General features: G+C 39.3%; 23 protein-coding genes. 16 read left to right on the top strand and 7 right to left on the bottom strand.

Translation table 11 applies throughout. The features are described from left to right. Window positions 1-443: 443 nt before the first annotated feature. A complete protein-coding gene (locus ACFQ4X_RS05540; RefSeq protein ID WP_379833584.1) occupies window positions 444-1,769 on the bottom strand; it encodes a short-chain fatty acid transporter in 1,326 nt (441 codons plus the stop codon). Between the two features lie 181 nt (window positions 1,770-1,950). Between ACFQ4X_RS05540 and ACFQ4X_RS05545 the strand changes: the two genes are divergently transcribed. From ACFQ4X_RS05545 to ACFQ4X_RS05555, 3 genes are all read left to right on the top strand, one after another. After that, window positions 1,951-2,439, top strand: coding sequence for a CotD family spore coat protein (locus tag ACFQ4X_RS05545; protein ID WP_379833586.1), 489 nt, complete (start codon window positions 1,951-1,953; stop codon window positions 2,437-2,439). A gap of 102 nt (window positions 2,440-2,541) precedes the next feature. Continuing rightward, window positions 2,542-3,288, top strand: coding sequence for an SDR family NAD(P)-dependent oxidoreductase (locus ACFQ4X_RS05550; protein ID WP_379833587.1), 747 nt, complete (start codon window positions 2,542-2,544; stop codon window positions 3,286-3,288). Between the two features lie 91 nt (window positions 3,289-3,379). Next, a complete protein-coding gene (locus ACFQ4X_RS05555) occupies window positions 3,380-4,255 on the top strand; it encodes a cation diffusion facilitator family transporter (protein ID WP_379833589.1) in 876 nt (291 codons plus the stop codon). A 6-nt stretch (window positions 4,256-4,261) separates the two neighbouring features. On the opposite strand, the gene ACFQ4X_RS05560 is transcribed toward ACFQ4X_RS05555, so the two are convergent. Then, window positions 4,262-4,621 (bottom strand): VOC family protein, encoded by a 360-nt coding sequence (locus ACFQ4X_RS05560; RefSeq protein ID WP_379833590.1) that lies wholly within the window; start codon window positions 4,619-4,621, stop codon window positions 4,262-4,264. Window positions 4,622-4,626: 5 nt separating this feature from the next. Then, window positions 4,627-5,358: a sulfite exporter TauE/SafE family protein gene (locus ACFQ4X_RS05565; RefSeq protein WP_379833592.1), complete on the bottom strand. Its 732-nt coding sequence runs from the start codon at window positions 5,356-5,358 to the stop codon at window positions 4,627-4,629. Window positions 5,359-5,479: 121 nt separating this feature from the next. Between ACFQ4X_RS05565 and ACFQ4X_RS05570 the strand changes: the two genes are divergently transcribed. From ACFQ4X_RS05570 to ACFQ4X_RS05590, 5 genes are all read left to right on the top strand, one after another. Then, complete coding sequence (locus tag ACFQ4X_RS05570) at window positions 5,480-6,349, top strand: LysR family transcriptional regulator (RefSeq protein WP_379833593.1); 870 nt, start codon at window positions 5,480-5,482, stop codon at window positions 6,347-6,349. Between the two features lie 69 nt (window positions 6,350-6,418). After that, window positions 6,419-7,135 (top strand): 2,3,4,5-tetrahydropyridine-2,6-dicarboxylate N-acetyltransferase, encoded by a 717-nt coding sequence (gene dapD / locus ACFQ4X_RS05575; protein ID WP_379833595.1) that lies wholly within the window; start codon window positions 6,419-6,421, stop codon window positions 7,133-7,135. 22 nt (window positions 7,136-7,157) lie between these two features. Beyond that, complete coding sequence (locus ACFQ4X_RS05580; RefSeq protein ID WP_379833596.1) at window positions 7,158-8,282, top strand: N-acetyldiaminopimelate deacetylase; 1,125 nt, start codon at window positions 7,158-7,160, stop codon at window positions 8,280-8,282. Between the two features lie 242 nt (window positions 8,283-8,524). After that, the gene (locus ACFQ4X_RS05585; protein ID WP_379833598.1) at window positions 8,525-8,770 is read left to right on the top strand and encodes a YkuS family protein; all 246 of its coding nucleotides are present in this window, start codon (window positions 8,525-8,527) and stop codon (window positions 8,768-8,770) included. A gap of 114 nt (window positions 8,771-8,884) precedes the next feature. After that, window positions 8,885-10,198, top strand: coding sequence for a hemolysin family protein (locus ACFQ4X_RS05590; RefSeq protein WP_379833599.1), 1,314 nt, complete (start codon window positions 8,885-8,887; stop codon window positions 10,196-10,198). Between the two features lie 15 nt (window positions 10,199-10,213). Here ACFQ4X_RS05590 and ACFQ4X_RS05595 read toward each other — a convergent pair whose 3' ends face one another. Beyond that, window positions 10,214-10,417 (bottom strand): ChaB family protein, encoded by a 204-nt coding sequence (locus tag ACFQ4X_RS05595; RefSeq protein WP_379833601.1) that lies wholly within the window; start codon window positions 10,415-10,417, stop codon window positions 10,214-10,216. A 251-nt stretch (window positions 10,418-10,668) separates the two neighbouring features. On the opposite strand from ACFQ4X_RS05595, the gene ACFQ4X_RS05600 reads away from it, so the two are divergent. Continuing rightward, entirely contained in the window at window positions 10,669-11,217 is a 549-nt protein-coding gene (locus ACFQ4X_RS05600; protein ID WP_130295826.1) for a peroxiredoxin, read from the top strand. Between the two features lie 198 nt (window positions 11,218-11,415). Continuing rightward, the gene (locus ACFQ4X_RS05605) at window positions 11,416-12,081 is read left to right on the top strand and encodes a potassium channel family protein (RefSeq protein ID WP_379833602.1); all 666 of its coding nucleotides are present in this window, start codon (window positions 11,416-11,418) and stop codon (window positions 12,079-12,081) included. 45 nt (window positions 12,082-12,126) lie between these two features. On the opposite strand, the gene rnjA is transcribed toward ACFQ4X_RS05605, so the two are convergent. Next, window positions 12,127-13,797, bottom strand: a complete 1,671-nt coding sequence (rnjA, locus tag ACFQ4X_RS05610; RefSeq protein WP_379833603.1) for a ribonuclease J1 — start codon at window positions 13,795-13,797, stop codon at window positions 12,127-12,129. 3 nt (window positions 13,798-13,800) lie between these two features. Further along, window positions 13,801-14,010, bottom strand: a complete 210-nt coding sequence (locus ACFQ4X_RS05615; RefSeq protein ID WP_379833604.1) for a DNA-dependent RNA polymerase subunit epsilon — start codon at window positions 14,008-14,010, stop codon at window positions 13,801-13,803. A gap of 575 nt (window positions 14,011-14,585) precedes the next feature. Here ACFQ4X_RS05615 and ACFQ4X_RS05620 point away from each other — a divergent pair. Further along, the gene (locus ACFQ4X_RS05620) at window positions 14,586-15,494 is read left to right on the top strand and encodes a DMT family transporter (RefSeq protein WP_379833606.1); all 909 of its coding nucleotides are present in this window, start codon (window positions 14,586-14,588) and stop codon (window positions 15,492-15,494) included. Window positions 15,495-15,645: 151 nt separating this feature from the next. Beyond that, window positions 15,646-15,903: a hypothetical protein gene (locus ACFQ4X_RS05625; protein WP_379833607.1), complete on the top strand. Its 258-nt coding sequence runs from the start codon at window positions 15,646-15,648 to the stop codon at window positions 15,901-15,903. A 267-nt stretch (window positions 15,904-16,170) separates the two neighbouring features. Here ACFQ4X_RS05625 and def read toward each other — a convergent pair whose 3' ends face one another. Continuing rightward, on the bottom strand, window positions 16,171-16,722 hold the full coding sequence (def, locus tag ACFQ4X_RS05630; RefSeq protein WP_379833609.1) for a peptide deformylase: 552 nt from the start codon (window positions 16,720-16,722) through the stop codon (window positions 16,171-16,173). 543 nt (window positions 16,723-17,265) lie between these two features. Between def and pdhA the strand changes: the two genes are divergently transcribed. The 4 genes from pdhA (at window position 17,266) to lpdA (ending at window position 22,179) form a co-directional block, all read left to right on the top strand. Further along, entirely contained in the window at window positions 17,266-18,348 is a 1,083-nt protein-coding gene (gene pdhA, locus ACFQ4X_RS05635; RefSeq protein ID WP_130295819.1) for a pyruvate dehydrogenase (acetyl-transferring) E1 component subunit alpha, read from the top strand. A gap of 1 nt (window position 18,349) precedes the next feature. Further along, window positions 18,350-19,327, top strand: a complete 978-nt coding sequence (locus tag ACFQ4X_RS05640) for an alpha-ketoacid dehydrogenase subunit beta (protein WP_379833611.1) — start codon at window positions 18,350-18,352, stop codon at window positions 19,325-19,327. A gap of 103 nt (window positions 19,328-19,430) precedes the next feature. Beyond that, window positions 19,431-20,762: a dihydrolipoamide acetyltransferase family protein gene (locus ACFQ4X_RS05645; protein ID WP_379833612.1), complete on the top strand. Its 1,332-nt coding sequence runs from the start codon at window positions 19,431-19,433 to the stop codon at window positions 20,760-20,762. Between the two features lie 4 nt (window positions 20,763-20,766). Further along, window positions 20,767-22,179 (top strand): dihydrolipoyl dehydrogenase, encoded by a 1,413-nt coding sequence (lpdA, locus tag ACFQ4X_RS05650; RefSeq protein WP_379833614.1) that lies wholly within the window; start codon window positions 20,767-20,769, stop codon window positions 22,177-22,179. The last annotated feature ends 36 nt before the right edge of the window (window positions 22,180-22,215 follow it).

The following is a 22,215-nucleotide window of genomic DNA, read 5'->3' on the forward strand; positions in this document are numbered from 1 at the left end:
TAACCATGACTATACAGTGTGTTTTAAAAAGCCGTAAGGATTCTTAATACTTGTTGCAATGCAGTTCTCTAGAATGGTGAATGATGAATGAATTGATGGGGGTTAGGTGAAGCACTTGAACACAATTACACTTTACATAAAATGGAACACGCATTATAATTAATAATGAAAATATATTATGTGAAGTGGTTATGTATTATAAATGTAGTTGCTACCCTTATTGAAGAATATTGTGACTTTCGCCACCTTGACAGGGTGGAGGTCGTGGGTTCGAACCCCTCTCGGGTCACCATACATAGTCATTTCAACCCTTTTGATTGTTTTCAAGAGGGTTTTTATATTTTAAAAGAATAGAATCGGTTCAAATCTATTCTTTGTTCCAAAACTATTAATCAAAAAAACTCCTTGGAACCAAGGAGTTTTCTCGTAAATGAACGTACTTGTTATAGAAGCAGGAAAGCACCTGAAATAAATACTCCAGTAATAAGCATGATGACCAGTCCGTATCCCATTATGTCTTTTGCTTTCAAGCCAGCTATTGCAAGGGCAGGGAGAGCATAGAACGGCTGAATCATGTTTGTCCATGCATCCCCCCAGGCTACTGCCATTGCTGTTCTAGACATGGAAACGCCAAGATTTTGAGCTGCTTCAAGCATAACAGGTCCTTGAACAGCCCATTGGCCACCGCCGGATGGGACAAAAAAGTTAACAAGTCCTGCACTCCATAATGTGAATAAGTGAAATGTATGTTCATTTGAAATAGAGATAAATGAATTTGCCAAAATGGCAACCAGTCCTGAAGAAGTAACGATACCCATTAAACCAGCATAAAAAGGAAATTGAATAATAATACCGCTAGCATTTTTTACAGATTCGGTAACCGCTTTCAAAAATTGCATTGGTGTTTTATGTAATAGAATTCCAATAAAGAGGAATAAGAAGTTAACGATATCAAGGTTTAATGCAAATCCATTTTTAACAAAATAGTAAATTAAAAAGGAGATGCCCATTAAACCGATTAATAGAGAGAGTAGTTGACTATTTTCTAAACGGTCAGCAGGAGTTAACTCTGCTTTTTCCCCACTCACTGCTTCTAGTGCATGGTCTTCTTTAAGCAGCTCAGGGTCGATTACGAACGCCGCATCTTTTGATGGTACCATAAGCCGGTTAATAATAGGTACTAACAGAAATAGGCCGGCTAGAATGGTAAAATTAAAAGTAGAAAAAATAGTTTCGCTTGTTGGCACAACTCCAATCAGTTTTTCGGTAAAGTGTCCAGGTGTTGCGATAGTTAATACAACCGATCCAGAAAGTCCGCCGCTCCAAATAATAAACCCGCTATAAGCACTTGCGATTAATAGGCGGTAATCAACACCCTTTACTTTCTGAGCAATTTCTTTTGCAAATAAAGCACCGATAATTAAACCGAACCCCCAATTGATCCAACATGCAACAAGGGCGACTACTGTAACAAGAACAATTGCCTGTCCAGGTGATTTTGGTAGCTTCGCCAAACTTCCCATTAATTTTTTAAAAAGAGGGCTGCTTGCCATTACATGTCCGGTTACGAGTATTAAGACCATTTGCATTGAAAAAGTTAATAAACTCCAGAAACCGCCACCCCAATATTCAAGGACCTGTATTGGCGTGCTCTTTGTAAATAGCAGCGCAAGTCCAGATACAAAAAACGTGAGCAAAATGACTAATAAAAATGGATCTGGCATATACCTTTGCATCAATTTGTTTGAAAAAGAAATCAGCAGCTTCATTTCATCTCTCCTCTTCTGTTTTTTAATGTATGAAATATGAATAAAAATTCATTTGTGTAATTTCGATTTATTTCTACAATTTCCTCTTTTTTGTTTATGAATAAATTGGACGAACTTTTTAAGTCGTCCTACATAAAATAAAGAGAAATGTGATTTAAGATTTTTGAAAGGAGAAGTCTTTTTGTTTAAACGCCCTCGAATTTTCCCTAAAAAGGGAATGGGAATGCCTGCAGCAGCTGCTGGCGCAATGGGAATGGGACCAATGGGGCCAATAGGGCCAATGGGTCCAACAATGGGTGCCATGGGGATGGGACCAGTAATGGGAGCTATGGCACAAATGCCTCAAATGGGTGGTGCCGGTTATCCAGCAGTTTCGCCATCTCAATATTATCCTCCGCAAGTTTTGCCTGCACAATTTAGTCCAACTAACCAACAAATGCAATACAACCAGCAGGACGTATATGTACCAATGGTTCATCCTACTCAAACAACACAGGTAAATCAGACAAACTATAAATATGTTCATTATTTCCCTCAAAACACGAATGTTGTTAACCAGGCAACTCAGCAGAACCTGATCGGAACTACTCCGCCTATTATGCCTAACCCATGTCCGCCCCCGTGTGTGCCATGTCCTCCGCGTCCGCCATGCGGCTGGAGAAAGAAGTAATTTAGAAGCTGCCGGCACCGTCGGCAGCTTTCTTTTTTTTTGATTCTGTTGAAGGAAAATAGGGAAAGAATAGTAGTGAAAAAAACGAACGGAGGGTTTGCCATGAATTCTACTAAAAAGATTGTACTTATTACTGGAGCAGCTCAAGGAATTGGAAAACAAATTGCTGTCGATTTTGCAAAAACGGGATGGATTCCTTCTCTGATAGATTTCGACCAGCAAGAGCTGGAGAAAACTTTAACCGAAGTCCGGCATATCGAACCGAAAAGTATTTCCATTACTTGCGATGTCAAAAAACCTGAAGAAATTATAAAAGCTGTGTCTGAAACAAATGATAAATTAGGCGGTCTCAATTGTGTCATTAATAACGCAGGTATTTCAAAATGGAAATCTCCATATGAATTATCTGTAGAAGAATGGGATGAAATCATACAGACCAATTTAAGGAGCGTTTTTCTATTTTCTAGAGAAGCCGCAAGATATATGGCAAAAGCAGGCGGAGGTTCAATTATTAACATGGCATCAACGCGTGCGTTCATGTCAGAGCCGCATTCTGAAGCTTATGCCGCAACAAAAGGCGGGATAGTTGCGCTGACACATGCCCTTGCAGCTTCTTTTTCAGAAGACCATATTACGGTAAATTCAATTAGTCCCGGCTGGATCCATACGGGAGATTATTCTGAGCTAAGAAAAATCGACCATGATCAGCACCTTTCAAAAAGAGTAGGGAAAGCATCTGATATTTCACGAGCCTGCTTGTTTCTTGCAGAGTCTGAGAATAATTTTATCAACGGTGAAAACATAACAATCGATGGCGGGATGACGCGGAAAATGATTTACGAACACTAATTGTTTCCTATAGGGAAAAAGATTGCTCTAGACCCACCCGGAAACCATTCTTTATGATTAAAAAGGTATTACATATGAAGGAGAAGAGAGAATGCAAGCTGATCAGCAAAAAAGAGTGGAACGCGGTGTTTACTACAGTTTAGGAGCATATATTTTTCTATCAATCGTTAAGCTTGTCTCAGGATTCGTTTATAGTTCTGATGCACTTATTGCTGACGGATTGAACAACGCCACTGATATTATCGCATCAATCGCAGTTTTAATCGGTTTAAAAATTTCAAGAAAACCGGCAGACGAAGATCATCCCTATGGACATCTTCGTGCAGAAACGATTGCCTCAATGGTAGCATCATTTATTATGGTTGTTATCGGAATAGAAGTACTGATTTCTTCCATTAAAAAAATGTTTAAAGGTGTTGAAACAGAGCCCTCTTTAACAGCAGCTATCATCGCGTTATTTGGTGCAGCTGTTATGCTGGGAGTTTACTTTTACAATATAAAAGTTGCCAGAGAAACTGATAGCCAGGGATTAAAGGCAGCAGCCCTCGATAACCGTTCTGACGCATTTGTAAGTATAGGAGCTGCAGTAGGTATTTTAGGAGCGCAGATCGGAATGGCTTGGCTTGATCCTGCCGCAGCTGTTTTAGTAGGCTTAATCATTATTAAAACAGGGTGGGAAATTTTCACCGAAACTTCTCATAACCTTTCAGACGGATTTGATTACGAAGAAGGCAAAGAGATGGAGCACAAGATTTTAGATGTCGATGGTGTTGAAAACGTAGGTGATTTAAAGGCGAGAAAGCATGGCAACCGTGCAATCATTGATGTAACGATTAAAGTCGATCCTTCTCTGAATGTAGTGGAAAGCCATGAGATTACAGAGAAAATAGAGGATACGATTAAAGAAGCTTATAATGTTGAAAGTATACAAGTTCATGTTGAACCCGAAGATGGAAAGAATAAATAAACCGTTTTATTCAGGTTCAATAAACTCAATTCGGTTGCCAAAAGGATCACGAATAGAAAAGCGGTTAAAGCCCGGAATGGGTAACTCTTTATGAATCGTAATTTCTTGAGCTGTTAAGTGATCTTTTAATTCATTAAGCCCTGTCACTAAAAAGGCCGGATGATGTTTTCCTTTGAACACTTGATCTTCTACACCAATATGTAGTTCTTGGCTGCCGATTTGGAACCACATACCTCCGTTTTTCTTAAGAGCTTCCGGTTTAGGAATTTCTTTTAATCCAAGGACATCTTTATAGAATTTTTTTGCTTCTGATTCTTTGTCTGCAGGAATACATAGCTGCACATGATGGATACCCGAAATGTTCATTGAAATTACCCCCATTGAATAATTAATTGAAGAATAAGCATAACGGTTACAGTCCTCATCAGGATTGTAACTTGTTTTGTTTTTAGCTTAGGTGCGAGTTTAACGGCAACCTGTGCACCGCAAATACTACCGATTGTAAGAGGTATTGCAACATCCCACATATAATGACCCGCCAAAAAGTAAGTAACAACTGCACCAGTACAGCTTAAGAAAGTATTGAACCTTGTAAATGAAACGGTGCGGATGTAAGAAAAGCCATTTCTTAAGAAAAGCTGCATCTGCATGGTGCCCTGTCCAGGACCAAACATGCCGTCATACGCTCCGATTCCAAAGAGATAAGGGTATTTTCGTGCAGGAAGCTTTTTTGCTTCGTTTTCAGGGCTAATATCTTTTTTGGTTTTAATAAAGGTTAAGAATAATGCTCCGCTTAATAATATTAAGGCGATTATCGTTAAGTTTTCCCTTGAGATCGCTGATGCGATTAAGCCACCGCTGATTCCGCCTATTAAACTTACTGCACCTGATAAAAAGTAAGGTTTAAGTTTCGCGTCATTTTTCCTTAATAGCACAAAAAAGCTTGAAAACGAGCTGAACATATTGGCAAACTTATTAGCAGCAATAGCAGAATGAACAGGTATTCCTAATAAAAGCATAATAGGAAAGTTGATCATTCCGCCGCTGCCAGAAAGTGTACCAATAAAAGTGGCGAAAAAGCCGACAACTATTAGGATATACATAGCGACACATCCTTTCATTTCTGTTTACATATATATCCTATGTTACGGTATACTTAAAATAAATTACATAAATTGTACAATGGTCTATAAGTAAAACTTATTGATTGAAAGAAGGCACCCTATGCAATTATCCGAATTTCGTATTTTACACGTACTGGCTGAAGAACTAAATATGAGAAAAGCATCAGAAAGATTGTATGTATCTCAGCCTGCCTTAAGTCAGCGGCTGCAATCCATTGAAAACAATTGGGGCACCATTATATTTATCAGATCGCAAAAAGGCTTGACGCTTACTCCAGCGGGTGAAAAGATTATTTCATATGTAAATGAAGTGCTGCAAAAAGAGGAAGCAGTTAAAGAAGAACTGCAATCCCTCTCAGAGCACGTTCATGGCACACTTAAATTAGCAGTAGCTTCAATCATCGGCCAGTATTGGCTGCCTCATGTTTTGAAGGAATATGTGAATCTTTATCCGCACGTTAATATTTCTCTTATTACCGGCTGGAGTTCTGAGATCATCAAGCATTTATATGAGGACCGCATTCACTTAGGGATTGTCCGCGGAAATCCCGAATGGCGCGGCAGTAAAGAACATATTTTATCTGATCATCTATACTTGGTTGATACTGCGATTTCTTCCATTGAAGAGTTGTCAGAGACATCAAAGCCCTTTATCCAATTTAAAAGCCACTCCACTTATTATCAAGAGATTCAGGATTGGTGGCACAGTCATTTTAAGACAACTCCGCAAAAGACGATCGTAGTGGACCAAATTGAAACTTGCAAACAGATGGCATTGAACGGAATCGGCTATGCCATTTTGCCATCGATCAGCTTGCGGCCAGAGGATGAGGTATTCAAAATACCCCTTACAGATAAAAGGGGAAATGTTCTTAAAAGAGATACATGGCTGATACACCATGGTATGGGTTCTGAACTGAAACAGGTAAACGTGTTTATGGAATTGATTCAAAAATTAACAAAAGAATAACGTTTGAATGTTTCGATATTTAGTGGTTTAATACAATACAGAATGACTTTTAAGGAGGACATAACAATTATGAAAATGATGGATGCAAACGAGATTATTTCATTTATTCAAAACAGCACAAAATCTACACCTGTAAAAGTTTATGTAAAAGGAAATCTTGACAATATAGATTTCGGTAACGAAACTAAAGTATTCCCTTCAGGCAATACAGCAGTATTGTTTGGTGAGTGGAAGGAAATCGAAGCTGCTCTTAAGGCAAACGAAAGCAACATCGAAGACTATGTAGTAGAAAATGACCGCCGCAACTCTGCGATTCCTTTATTGGACATGAAGAACATTAAGGCGCGTATTGAACCAGGTGCGATCATCCGTGATCAAGTTGAAATTGGAGACAACGCAGTTATCATGATGGGTGCTTCTATTAACATCGGTTCAGTAATCGGAGAAGGTACAATGATCGATATGAACGTTGTCCTGGGCGGACGTGCAACTGTAGGGAAGAACTGCCACATTGGTGCAGGTACAGTCCTAGCGGGAGTAATTGAGCCACCATCAGCTAAACCGGTTGTTGTTGAAGACGACGTAGTAATCGGAGCAAACGCAGTTGTACTTGAAGGCGTTACAGTTGGAAAAGGTGCAGTTGTTGCTGCAGGTGCTATTGTTATCGAAGATGTAGAGCCTTACACAGTTGTTGGTGGAACACCAGCACGTGTTCTTAAGAAGATTGATGAAAAGACAAAATCAAAAACAGAAATCAGACAAGAACTACGTCAATTAAACGACTAATAAATTTAGGGGATGAGAGAAGATGAAACCATTAATTGAGATCAGAAAAGACCTGCACCGTATACCGGAGCTTGGCTTTCAGGAATTTAAGACTCAAAGGTATCTGCTTGATCTCATCTCCACTTTTCAACAGGGTAATCTGGAAGTGCATACGTGGGAAACGGGTATTTTTGTAAAAGTAAAAGGTGAAAATCCCAAAAAAACGATTGCTTATCGTACAGACATGGATGGACTGCCGATCACTGAAGAAACAGGCTATGAATTTGCGTCAATGCACGATGGACTGATGCACGCTTGCGGTCACGATCTTCACATGACGATCGCCCTTGGTCTTTTATCCCATTTTTCAGAAAATCCGCTTGATGATAATCTGTTATTTATTTTTCAACCAGCAGAAGAAGGACCGGGCGGAGCGTTGCCGATGCGTGAGAGTGAGCTTTTTCAACAGCATAAGCCGGATCAAATAACAGCACTTCATATCGCCCCTGAATATCCGGTTGGAACCATTGCAGTAAAAGAAGGATTGCTGTTTGCGAATACGTCAGAACTTTTTATAGATTTAGTGGGAAAAGGCGGTCATGCTGCTTACCCGCATTTAAGTAATGACATGGTAGTCACAGCTAGCCATCTTGTAACACAGATGCAGTCGATTGTTTCGCGTAATATTGATCCGCTGGATTCAGCTGTTGTTACGATCGGCAAAATCACCGGTGGAACCAAGCAAAATATCATTGCCGAAAAAGCAAGACTCGAAGGTACAATTCGTACTTTATCGCCTGAAGCGATGGATAAGGTTAAAAAGCGGATTGAAGCACTCGTTGAAGGAATTTCTCACGGTTTTGACTGTGAAACGGTGATCGATTACGGTTCGAACTATCGTCAAGTAGATAATGAACCAGATCTGACTAGAGAATTCATGGAATTTGCAAAACAGCAAGGAACTGTGAATGTTATTGAATGCAAAGAGGCTATGACAGGGGAAGACTATGGATATTTTTTAGAAAAAATTCCTGGTTTCATGTTCTGGCTTGGGGTTGATACTCCATTTGGTCTTCATCATTCAAAATTAAAGCCGCAAGAAGAAGCCATTCAGCATGCGGTAGACCTTTTAATCCAATATTTCACTTTTAAAGGGAATAGAAATTAGGAAAACGGCCACTGCGGCCGTTTTTTTGTTAAACATTAGAGCGGAAAAGCTAGCTCAATCCAAAAATTTTAACTGCCAATCCACATATTTTAGACCTCAATCCAAAAGTTTTAGCTCTCAATCCAAAAGTTTTTGTGATTTATCCACGAGTCGACACAAGCACCCGGAGCAATCACATGATACGTTGATTACATATTCCCTCTCAGAGTTGGAAACATTAACAAAAGTAAGGAGGTGGGAATATGGCTAGAATTGGTGTTGAACAATCATTAACAAATGTTTCTGATGCTCTAAGAGCAGCAGGGCATGATGTAGTGGAACTTCGTCAGGAACAAGATGCAAATGGCTGTGATTGCTGTGTAATTTCCGGACAGGATGAGAATGTTATGGGCATGCAAAACGCGGTGATTCAAGGCTCTGTCTTGAACGCTCATGGTATGTCAGCAGAGGAAGTATGTCAGGCTGTTGAAAGCAAATTACAATCATAGCATTCCCGGGGACAGCCATGCTGCCCCTTTATTTCTGTTTAGCGTATGTTTGAAAAGGGAATTAGTTGAGCAATCTTAATAAAATCTTGTGTAAATAAAGATGGGGAGGATCTTATGCCAATCTTCAATGTACTCATGATCATTTTACTCATCATTCTAACGGCGTTTTTCGTTGTAACTGAATTTGCAATCGTAAAAGTTCGCAAAACGCGAATCGACCATTTGGCTTCAGAAGGAAACAGTAAGGCATTAGCCGCTCAAAAAGTGCTGGGAAACCTGGATGGATATCTTTCAGCTTGTCAGCTCGGTATAACGATTACTGCATTAGGTCTAGGCTGGTTAGGGGAGCCAACGGTTGAAATATTTCTGAGACCTCTTTTCGAGCATGCGGGCTTATCAGAAGGGTTAACTCACACTTTATCATTTTCAATTGCATTTTTTCTTATCACATTTCTTCATGTTGTTTTAGGAGAGCTCGCACCAAAGACGGTGGCGATTCAAAAGGCTGAAGCCATGAGTCTTGCAACAGCTAAGCCGATTATCATGTTTTACAAAGTTATGTATCCGTTTATTTTTTTGTTGAATGGATCTGCAAACATGCTGACTCGTATATTTGGAATCAGTCCAGCTAGTGAGCATGAGGTTGTACATACGGAAGAAGAATTAAGGCTAATCCTTTCTGAGAGTCTTCAAGGCGGAGAAATCAATCAGTCTGAATATAGGTATGTGAACCGGATCTTTGAGTTTGATGATCGAATAGCAAAAGAAATTATGATACCCAGAACAGAAATGGTCTGTTTGTTTATAGAAAATACGTGTGAAGAAAACTTAGCCATTATGCGCGAAGAAAAATTCACAAGGTACCCTGTAGGGAAAGAAGACAAAGATCACATTGTCGGTCTCGTTAATATTAAAGAATTCTTTAATGAACATTTCAGTAATCAAGAGTTTGAACTTAAGGATTATATCCGTCCTATCATCACTGTTCATGAAACGATACCTATTCAAAAATTACTTGTAAAAATGCAAAAAGATCAAACGCATATGGCTGTTTTAGTTGATGAATACGGCGGTACAGCTGGAATCGTTACGGTAGAAGATATTTTAGAAGAAATTGTCGGCGAAATCAGAGATGAGTTTGATGTTGATGAAGAGCCTGAAATACAGCAAATTTCAAAAACCAAAACAGTTGTAGATGGGAAAGTATTGCTTTCACAAATAAACGATATGTTTGCACTTGATATTGATAACAGAGAAATCGATACAATTGGTGGATGGGTTTTAACCACATCCATCGATTTAGAAAAAGAGCACTCATTTAATTATGAAAGCTATCGGTTCACGATTTTAGATTTAGAAGGCAGACAGATTAAGAAAATAGGCATTGAAAAATTACCGGATTCAGAAATTGATGAAACACAAAAATAAAGACTCCTGAGCACATCAGGAGTCTTTATTTTTCCATTTGCCATCATCGTCTTTTTCATATTTGTTCTTTACAGCACTCCAAGCAACTTTATGTGCTGTTTCTTCTTCTTTATATTCTTCAAGTGCAGAGTTGAATGCTTCTTTGTAGAGTTCCTGACCGTGGTGAGGGAGGTTATCCCTGACTCCTTCAGGTAAATCTTTTAATGAATCATAAGGCATTAAACATGCACCTCCTTAATGTATGGTTTCCCAAGCAATCCTCAATTTAAACGCTGTTATTGAGAATGTAAGCATATAAATTTGAGCGGATGATTTCACATTTAACGTTTAACTTGCTATGATTAAGGAGAAATTAAGAAGTGGGGACAAGAACCTTGTTTAAATTAATTATTATTTAATATTGACTAAAAATAAGGCTTGTACTATAATGAACCATGTAAAAAAATTAGTTTTTGGAGGGATTTTTACCTATGGCAGAACGTATGGTAGCAAAACAAGCACCTCGATTTGAAATGGATGCAGTATTACCAAATAAAGAATTTGGAAAAGTAAGTCTTGAAGAGAACATGAAGAACGACAAGTGGACTGTTCTTTACTTCTATCCAATGGACTTCACATTTGTATGCCCTACAGAAATTACATCTTTAAGCGATCGTTTCGATGAGTTTGAAGATCTTGATGCTGAAGTTATCGGTGTTTCTACTGATACGATTCACACACACAAGGCATGGATCAACACTCCTCGTGATATGAACGGTCTTGGAGAGTTAAAATATGCATTGGCAGCTGATACTAACCACACAGTAGCTCGTGATTATGGTGTACTTATTGAAGAAGAAGGAATCGCACTTCGTGGTCTATTCATCATTTCTCCTGAAGGTGAATTGATGTACTCTGTTGTTAACCACAACAACATTGGCCGTGACGTTGAAGAAACATTGCGTGTACTTCAAGCACTTCAAACTGGCGGACTTTGCCCGGCAAACTGGAAGCCAGGTCAGAAAACTCTAGAAGTTTAATAATTAAATGTTATTAGAATAACCCAGGACTAGGCTCTTGGGTTATTTTTCTATAGATAAATTTTTTCAAGCAGGGTTATAGGAATTGTTTATAGAATTTTCCTTTATAAATGAAATACATATGATGCTTTTAAGCTGTGTTTTGAAATGAATATTATATGGTAAAATAAGGCTAGAACGGGAAACGGAGTGAATTCATTGAAAAAACAATTTGCTGTTATTGGACTGGGACGTTTCGGGGGAAGTATGTGCAAGGCTTTGTCAGATCAAGGTATGGAAGTCTTAGCAATTGATATTGATGAGGACCGAGTAAACGAATTTTCAAATATCGTAACACATGCTGTAATAGCTGATTCGACAGATGAAGGTGTATTAAAAAGTCTTGGAATCCGCAACTTTCAGCATGTTGTTGTTGCGATAGGTGATAATCTTCAATCTAGCATATTGACCACACTGATTTTAAAAGAGATGGGTGTTGAAAAAATCACTGTAAAAGCCCAAAATGATTACCACGAAAAAGTACTGCGAAAAATTGGAGCAGATAAGATCATTCATCCAGAGAGAGACATGGGTGTCCGTATTGCTCACCAGATTGTTTCTAACAATGTATTGGATTACTTGGAGTTATCAGATGAACATAGTATCGTGGAGCTAGTAGCAACACAGAAGATGGATGGGAAAACCTTAATCCAACTTGATATACGTGCAAGGTTTGGATGTAACGTCGTGGCTGTGAAAAGGGGTAAAGATATCTATGTCTCCCCGCAAGCTGACCAGTCGATCAGGCAGGGCGATGTTTTAATTGTGATTGGCGGAGATAAGGATATCAACCGGTTAGAGAAACAAATGGCAAATGAAGAATAAAAAAACCGTTTCCCTATAAAAGGGGTAACGGTTTTTGTTTGTCTATTAGATTTCCATAATGATCGGCAAGATCATAGGTCGTCTTTTTGTTTTTTCATATAAGAATGGGGATAATGTGTCTGTAATTTCATTCTTGATTTCAGACCATTGAGTCGTGCGTTTTTCGCTCATAATGTTCTGTAGATGCTTGCTTAACAAGCTTTGAGCATCATGGATAAGATCACCGGATTCACGCATATATACAAATCCGCGAGATATGATGTCTGGACCTGCTTCTATCGTGAATTCCTTCATATCCATACTTACAACGACAACTACAAGACCTTCTTCCGAAAGAATCTTACGGTCGCGGAGTACGATGTTTCCAATATCGCCGATACCGCTTCCGTCTACATATACGGAGCCAGATGGGATTTTTCCTGCAATCATAGCATCGTTTTGAGAAAGAGCCAATACTTCACCGTTATCCATAATAAATGAATTTTGCGGCGGTACGTCACAATCAGCAGCAAGTTTAGTATGCATTTTTAGCATTCTGTACTCACCATGGATCGGGAGGAAATATTTAGGCTTCATTAAACGAAGCATCAATTTTTGTTCTTGCTGACCGCCATGGCCTGAAGTATGAATATCATTAAGTGAGCCATGAATAACTTCAGCACCGGCGCGATATAATTGATTGATTGTCTTACTTACACTAAGAGCGTTCCCAGGAATAGGTGAAGAAGAGAAAACAACTGTATCTCCAGGAATGATTTGAATCTGGCGATGAGTTCCGTTAGCGATTCTTGAAAGTGCCGCCATTGGTTCTCCCTGGCTTCCTGTACAAAGAATCGTTACCTGATTGTCAGGAAGGCGGTTGATCTGGTTTGCTTCAACGAATGTGTTCTTAGGTGCTTTTATAAACCCAAGTTCTTGTCCAACTGTAATCGCTGAGTCCATGCTTCGTCCAAATACAGCGATTTTACGGTTGTTGGCTACTGAAGCTTCTACAACTTGCTGCAATCTATGAATATTGGAAGCGAACGTAGCGAAAATAACTCGTCCTTCCATTTTTCTGAAGATATCTTGGATGCTCTCACCAACACGTCTTTCAGATAATGTAAAACCAGGAACTTCACTATTGGTGCTGTCGGAAAGCAAGCAAAGGACGCCTTCTTTACCGATCTCAGCCATTTTCGTAATGTTCGCAGGTTCGCCTACTGGTGTAAAATCGAATTTGAAGTCACCCGTATGCACGATATTTCCTGGAGGTGTCTTGACTACGATTCCGTAAGCGTCAGGTATACTGTGAGTTGTTCTGAAAAAGCTGACAGAAGTTTTTCTGAACTTAATAACATCATCTTCTGTGATTTCATGCAGCTGTGCACTGCGGAGCAGACCATGTTCTTCTAATTTGTTTTTAATAAGAGCAAGTGCAAGTTTACCGCCATAGATGGGTATATTGACTTGTCTTAATAAATAGGGAATACCGCCAATATGATCTTCATGTCCGTGAGTGATGAAGAGCCCTTTGATTTTTTCCTCATTTTTTACAAGATAGGTGTAATCAGGGATTACGTAATCAATTCCCAGCAATTCATCTTCAGGAAATTTAATTCCTGCATCGATAAGGATAATTTCATCCTGAAATTGAACGGCATACGTATTTTTGCCGATTTCCCCTAAACCACCGAGGGCGAAAACGGCGGCTTGATGATTTTTTACAAATTTCATATGTTACACATTCTCCAATTCCAATGAGTTCGTATCTTTTTCATACTCAAGAAATTTACCGTTAATTTCTTGTATGTATTCAATATTGTACTTGCGGTCAGCTAGTTTTTTACGAACATCATTTATAGTTTTTGCTTCTACGTAAACCGTTTGTGTATGTTCACGGATCGGTACTTCAGTTAAGCTTGTTTGAAAAAATACTTTGAAAATCATGTTTCATGTCTCCTTACCGGTCTATAGTATTTGAGTATCTTCGTTCTATTATAAAGGAAAGTGACATGTTTTTCATGTGTTTTTCATTACTCTTCGTTTTTAACGCTGAAAAGTGAAAAATAATTACTGTTCGGGATGAGACTTTTACCCTTATAATGACATTAAAATTGTTTATTAGTTATGGATGAGTTTTCCGTTATTATTTTGCTGTCTTACCCATTTTTTAAATTTTTTTAATAAACGTAATCTCTTTTTCATTTATTGCCCTCCGTTCCATTTTTTATTACTTAGTATGTGTAAAATGAAGAAAATCAGAGAGGGAAATTGTGTCATTTATTTCGGGTCATTTCTAAAAGATTGTTGCTTTTGTATGTTTCTTCGACTAGTTGATTGGAGAGGAAGGTGCGAGACTCCTGCGGGATCAGCGGGACAGGTGAGACCACGGCAGGCTTAATTAGCCTAGGGGGCTCACCGCACGCCCCGCGGAAAGCGAGCACCTGGAGCGGAAATCAACATCTTCTTATGGCAACTATGTTTACGAATACAGCATTTATTTTTATCCGCAGGAGGATTACATGAAACTTTATTCAGCACTTTTTATTTTAAGTTTGATCTGGGGAATGTCTTTTCTATTTATTAAAGTACTCCTGGATGTGTTTGATCCATGGCAGATTGTATTCATAAGATGTGTGCTTGGCATCATTACGATTATCCCGCTTTTTCTTATTAGTAAACAAAAAGTCAAATGGAGAGAACTGCCTTATAAATCATTAATAATTGTAGGATTGTTAAATGCTGGTCTTCCATGGGGTCTGATCGCTTGGAGTGAAACTTTTTTAGACAGCGGCTATACTGCGATATTAAACGCAACAACTCCAATATGGACAGCGATGATGGGGGTTTTGTTTTTTTCTGTTAAAATGCAGTGGAAACAATGGATTGGAGTCATGGTCGGCTTTATAGGAATTATTTTCTTAATGGATGCGGATGCACCAGGCTTAACTCAAGAACAGCTCCTTTTAGGAATCGTCCTCATGCTCAGTGCTACTTGCTGTTATGGGTACAGTTCACAATATGCTAAAAAACATCTTCAAGAAACGACAGTCTGGATTACAGCTTCAACTACACTATTGACAGGGTCGATTTTAAGCGGGATAATCATGAGCTTTACTGGAGGGTGGCATCTGCCTGGTAATGCTTTAGAAGGGAATGTTATCTTATCTTTAATAGGTCTCGGGGTATTTGGTTCAGGTTTAGCATATCTCTTGTACTATTTTATGATATCAGCAGGATCAGCCGAATTTGCTACTCTCGTTACTTATCTAGTTCCTGTTTCAGCAGTAGTATGGGGGAGTGTTCTCTTAAATGAGAAGATCCCACCGATTGCCTATTTTGGATTATTTTTAATCTTTTTCGGTGTTTACCTGACAGGAAGAAAAAAGCGTAATACATCAATTAATAACAAGCAGAATCGCATAGCGTAAACACTCAGTTTAAAACGGAGTGTTTTTTTCTTTGTGTGAAATAATGAAAATGAATTCAAAAATATGATTTCATTTTTATTAACAAAAATTGATTTCACTTTATTTCACTTTATTGTGACGTTACTTCTCCTGGGTCAACCAGTTTACAGTAATGCTGGCATTATGGGTAGGGGCGGTGTATCTGAAGCGTCCTAGAAGAAAACATTGGATTGCTACAATTCCTGCGATCTTCATGTCTGTCGTCACAACAACTTATATTTGCAATGCACCGATTGGGTTAGGATTGTCGATGAATGTTTCCGACCTTATAGCTGGTCTAGTAACTGTAATCGTAACAGTGCTGTTCTTTACAAGTAAGTTTGATAAAAAAGAATCATTAACAGTCGACGACGATCATGAAGTTGCTTAATAAAAACGAAAAAGCTGAATTCTGCCTTTTAAGGTGCAGAACTCAGCTTTTTTATTTGGCTCTCTTTTAGATCATTTAGTTACTTATCTTCATTGACATGTTGATTGGAGCGCAGGTGCGAGACTCCTACGGGATCATTGGGACAGGTGAGTCTCCTAAAGGCGCAAAGCGCAAGGAGGCTCACCACCCGCCTCGTGGAAAGCGAGCATCCTGGAGCGGAAATCAACAACTTACATACAACACTGTTTACGAAAACAGGCTTAAATATTACCTGAAAGTTGCTGAATTTGAAGGAGGCTCAAATGGCTGTTTTTCATTGATTCGATCATAAAACATAATACCATCAAGGTGATCTAGTTCATGTTGAAAACAAATACCTGGGAGACCTTTTAATTTCAACTCAACTAGAGAACCATCGGGTGTAAAGCCTTTTACAGTTACTTTTGCATAACGAGGTACTAAACCTGGCACATCTCTGTCAACGGACAGACAACCTTCGCCTCCATCTAAATATGTCATTTGCACCGAGTGGCTTATTATTTTAGGGTTTAATAGTGCATAACTGTATAGTTGTCCCTGTTCATCCGTCACATGCATAGCGAATATTCGTTTTGAAACTCCGATTTGAGGAGCAGCCAGACCAATGCCAGGTCTTAAATTATATTTTCCCGCAACCTCGGGATCCTGGCTGTTCTTTACAAACTCCAAGAGCTTATTAGCTGTTTGAATATCTTCCTCTGAGAAGGGTGAGGATACCTCTGCAGCCTTCTGTCTTAGAACCGGATTTCCTTCCCTCACAATATCTTTCATTGTTAACACAAGCAAAACCTCCGTGCCTATATTCATTTATTAGTAATTTCCTCTTATCATAACATAGAGAAATTTTATAGAAAAAGAACAGAAATTAATTTATAAGGTTATTTTTTTCGGTATATATATTGTTTATTTTGCAGTATATCGTTCGTTTCAACTTACGACTGATACAGATTGTTATTATTGGTGAAACAGTTAAGTTTTACAGCGATTACAGGAATAGGCAGCCAGAGCTTCAAGTATACGTGAAACTATAATGATTCTATAGATTGACGGCGTTTAACAGGTGGTGTAAACTAATTTACGTGAAAAGGGTTGTTGTGTTACTATAAATACATATTTAAGTAATACAGTTAGGATGCCATATGATGGTTTAGCTCCTTAATACAAGGGAAAACTTGAATGGGGACACAAAGGTACGCCTAATGGCCTTTTAAAAATATAATCCTGTCTTAAAAATGTGGCACTTTGGGCAACCTGTTATGTATGTGTGTGTTTTTAAGATAAGGGTAAATTGACAGGGTAAAAGAAAGGAAGAGGTGACTTTTCATGACGAAAACAATTGATGCTGTTCAAGATCAATTTGAAACGTTTCAGATTCTTTCTGAAGATGGAGAAGTAGTTAACGAATCAGCAATGCCTAAGTTGTCTGATGAACAGCTCCAAGAATTAATGCGCCGTATGGTTTATACGCGAATTTGGGATCAGCGTGCAATCTCTTTAAACAGACAAGGACGTCTTGGTTTCTATGCTCCAGTTGCTGGACAAGAGGCTTCAATGCTAGGGAGTCACTTTGCATTAGATAAAGAAGACTGGATTCTTCCAGGATACCGTGATATTCCTCAAATCGTATTTCATGGTTTTCCGTTATATCAAGCATTTTTATGGTCCCGTGGACACTTCCAAGGCGGACAAATTCCTGAAGGTGTAAACGTATTAATGCCGCAAATTATCATTGGTGCTCAAATTATTCAAGCTGCCGGTGTTGGATTTGGTTTAAAGAAACAAGGCAAGAAAAACGTTTGTATCACTTACACAGGTGATGGCGGAGCATCACAAGGTGACTTTTATGAAGGATTAAACTTTGCCGGTGCCTATGCTGCTAACGCAATCTTTGTTGTTCAAAACAACCGATTTGCTATTTCAGTTCCAGTAGAAAAGCAATCTGCCGCAAAAACAATTGCACAAAAAGCAGTAGCAGCTGGAATTGAAGGCATCCAAGTAGATGGAATGGATGTACTTGCTGTTTACGCAGCGACACAACAAGCTCGTGAGCGTGCGATTGCAGGTGAAGGTCCTACACTAATCGAGACTCTTACTTACCGTTACGGACCTCATACGATGGCGGGAGACGACCCTACACGCTACCGTACAAAAGATTTAGACAGCGAATGGGAAAAGAAAGATCCGTTAGTTCGTTTCCGTAAGTTCTTAGAAAAGAAGAACCTTTGGTCTGAAGAGCAAGAAAATAAAGTAGTAGAAGAAGCGAAGGAAGATATTAAAGCTTCTATTAAAAAAGCTGATGGTGCGCCTAAACAAAAGGTTACTGACCTTATCAACTTTATGTTCGAAGAGCTTCCGTATAACCTTCGCGAGCAATTAGAACAATATACAGCAAAGGAGTCGAAATAATATGGCTCAAATGACTATGATTCAAGCAATTACAGACGCAATGCGCAATGAATTAAAAAACAATGAAAACGTACTTGTTTTCGGTGAAGACGTAGGTCAAAACGGCGGTGTATTCCGTGCGACTGAAGGTCTTCAAAAAGAATTTGGAGAAGATCGTGTTTTTGATACTCCGCTTGCCGAGTCTGGAATTGGGGGACTTGCAATAGGTCTTGGGCTTACAGGTTTCCGTCCAGTTATGGAGATTCAATTCTTTGGCTTCGTATTTGAAGTATTTGATTCAATTGCCGCTCAAATGGCTCGTATGCGCTATCGTTCTGGAGGAGTATATAACTCTCCTGTAACAATCCGTTCTCCATTTGGTGGAGGGGTTAAAACACCAGAACTTCACGCAGACAGCTTGGAAGGATTAATGTATCAAACTCCAGGGATTAAAGTGGTTATTCCTTCAACACCATACGATGCAAAGGGATTATTAATTTCTGCAATCCGTGACAACGATCCTGTTGTTTACTTAGAGCATATGAAGTTATATCGTTCATTCCGTGGCGAAGTTCCTGAAGAAGAGTACACGATTGAACTAGGTAAAGCGGATGTGAAACGTGAAGGTAAAGACGTTTCTATCATTACTTATGGTGCAATGGTTCACGCTTCATTAAAAGCTGCAGATGAGCTTGAGAAAGATGGCATTTCTGCTGAAGTTATCGACCTTCGTACGATCAGCCCGCTTGATATTGACACAATTATTGCATCAGTTGAAAAAACAGGGCGTGCAATTGTTGTTCAAGAAGCTCAGAAACAAGCAGGTATCGGAGCGTTTGTTGTAGCTGAAATTAATGATCGCGCTATTTTAAACCTGGAAGCTCCAGTACTGCGTGTAACTGCACCGGATACAGTATTTCCTTATGCATCTGCAGAGGATGTTTGGATTCCAGATCATCGTGATATTGTAGATAAAGCAAAGAAAGTCTACAATTTCTAAAATATAATTGAATGTCAGCTGAAAGGGTAGTTCATTAATGACTGCTTCTTTCAGCCTTTTCACATAAACGAGTAAACTAGATTGAAAATTGGAGGCGTTAATCGTGGCATATGAATTTAAGCTTCCCGATATTGGTGAAGGAATTCACGAAGGTGAAATTGTAAAGTGGTTTGTTAAAGCAGGGGACACTATTAAAGAAGACGACATCCTGCTCGAAGTCCAAAATGATAAAGCCGTTGTAGAAATTCCCTCTCCTGTAGACGGTAAAGTTCTAGAGCTAAAAGTAGATGAAGGTACTGTATCTGTTGTAGGTGATGTCCTTGTAACGATCGAGGCAGAAGGTGAGATTCCTGCGGATGCACATGGCGGAAGCGATGAAGCACCAGAGCAGCCGAAAGCTGAAGAAGAAAAAGAAGTTACAGCTGATCAGGCAAAAGAAAATGACAAACCTGAAGCTAAAACAGATAAGACTGAAGACACTTCTAAAGAAGAGCCTGCTGATGATACAAAACGTGTAATCGCTATGCCTTCTGTTCGTAAATATGCTCGTGAGAAGGAAGTTGATATCCGTAAAGTACAAGGCTCTGGAGATAATGGACGTGTACTTAAAGAAGATATCGATAAGTTTGTAAGCGGCGGTGGTGAAGCTGCAGTTGAAGCACCTGCTGCTGACAAAGAAGCACCAAAAGCTGATGCAGCTAAGAAAGAAGCTCCAAAAGCTATTCCATCTGGAGAAATGGAAACTCGCGAAAAGATCAAAGGTATCAGAAAAGCGATCTCTAAAGCGATGGTTAACTCCAAACATACAGCTCCGCATGTTACACTAATGGATGAAGTGGACGTTACTGATCTTGTTGCACACCGTAAGAAGTTTAAACAGGTAGCGATGGATAAAGGTATAAAGCTTACTTATCTTCCATATGTGGTGAAAGCATTAACATCTGCACTTCGTGAGTTCCCAGTGCTTAACGCATCAATCGATGATGCAAACGAAGAAATCGTGTACAAGCACTATTACAATATCGGAATCGCTGCAGATACAGATAACGGATTGATGGTTCCAGTTGTAAAAGAAGCAGATCGCAAGTCTATCTTCAAGATCTCTTCTGAAATCAACGAATTGGCTACAAAAGCGCGTGATGGAAAACTTTCTGGTGAAGAAATGAAGGGCGGATCTTGCACGATTACAAACATCGGATCTGCTGGTGGACAATGGTTCACTCCTGTAATCAATCACCCTGAAGTAGCTATCCTTGGTATCGGCCGTATCGCTGAAAAAGCAGTTGTTAAAGATGGAGAGGTTGTAGTAGCTCCAGTATTAGCACTTTCTCTAAGCTTTGACCACCGTCTGATCGATGGTGCAACTGCACAAAATGCATTGAATCACATTAAGCGTTTGTTGAACGATCCACAACTATTAGTAATGGAGGCGTAATTCGATGGTAGTAGGAGATTTTCCAATTGAGTTAGACACACTTGTCATTGGTTCAGGTCCTGGGGGATATGTAGCAGCAATTCGCGCTGCACAATTAGGACAAAAAGTGGCTATTGCGGAAAAGGCGGAAATAGGAGGAGTTTGCTTAAACGTTGGCTGTATTCCATCTAAAGCTCTTATTAATGCAGGTCACCGTGTTGAACATGCGAAGCACTCTGAAGACATGGGGATTAAAGCTGAAAACGTAACAGTTGATTTCAGCAAAGTTCAAGAATGGAAAGCTGGCATCGTTAAGAAGCTTACTGGCGGTGTTGAAGGGCTTTTAAAAGGAAATAAAGTTGAAATCATCCGTGGTGAAGCTTATTTCGTAAATGAAAACACAGTACGTATCATGGACGAGAAGAACTCTCAGACATATACGTTTAAAAACGCAATTATTGCAACAGGTTCCCGTCCGATTGAAATTCCAGGATTCAAATGGAGCGACCGTGTAATTTCTTCCTCTGGTGCACTGGCTCTTAAAGAGGTTCCTAAGAAGCTTGTTGTTATCGGCGGCGGATATATCGGAATGGAGCTTGGTACGGCTTATGCAAACTTTGGTACTGAAGTAACAATCCTCGAAGGTGGAAAACAAATCCTTCCAGGTTTCGAAAAGCAAATGAGTCAAGTAGTTTCTAAGCGCTTAAAGAAAAAAGGCAATGTGGAAGTATTTACTGAAGCAATGGCTAAAGGCGTAGAAGAAACAAAAGACGGTGTTACAGTGACTGCTGAGATCAAAGGTGAGTCAAAAACATTTGAAGCAGATTATGTACTTGTAACAGTTGGACGCCGTCCAAACACTGAAGAACTTGGTCTTGAGCAAGTTGGTGTTGAAATGACTGAACGCGGTCTTATCAAAATCAACAAAAAAGCTCAAACAAGCGTTAACGGCATCTACGCAATCGGTGATGTTGTAGAAGGTCCTGCTCTTGCTCATAAAGCTTCTTATGAAGGTAAAGTAGCAGCTGAAGTAATCAGCGGACATGCGGCAGAAATTGATTACTTGGCGATTCCTGCTGTAGTATTCACAGACCCAGAACTAGCTTCTGTAGGCTATGATGAAAAGTCAGCAAAAGAAGCAGGATATGAAGTGAAAGCTTCTAAATTCCCATTTGCAGCTAATGGACGAGCTTTATCTATGAACGAAACTGATGGCTTCATGAAGCTTATCACTCGTAAAGAAGATGGACTTGTTTTAGGAGCTCAAATTGCTGGCGGAAACGCATCTGATATGATCGCAGAACTTGGATTAGCTATTGAAGCAGGAATGACTGCAGAAGATATTGCTATGACAATTCATGCGCATCCAACTTTCGGAGAAATTTCAATGGAAGCAGCAGAAGTTGCTATCGGACTTCCTGTTCACATCGTAAAATAAAGATTTAAAACCCCTTGTATACCGCGGAAGCGGCCT

This window comes from Fictibacillus halophilus (genome assembly GCF_042680145.1).
GTDB classification, from domain to species: domain Bacteria; phylum Bacillota; class Bacilli; order Bacillales; family Fictibacillaceae; genus Fictibacillus; species Fictibacillus halophilus_A.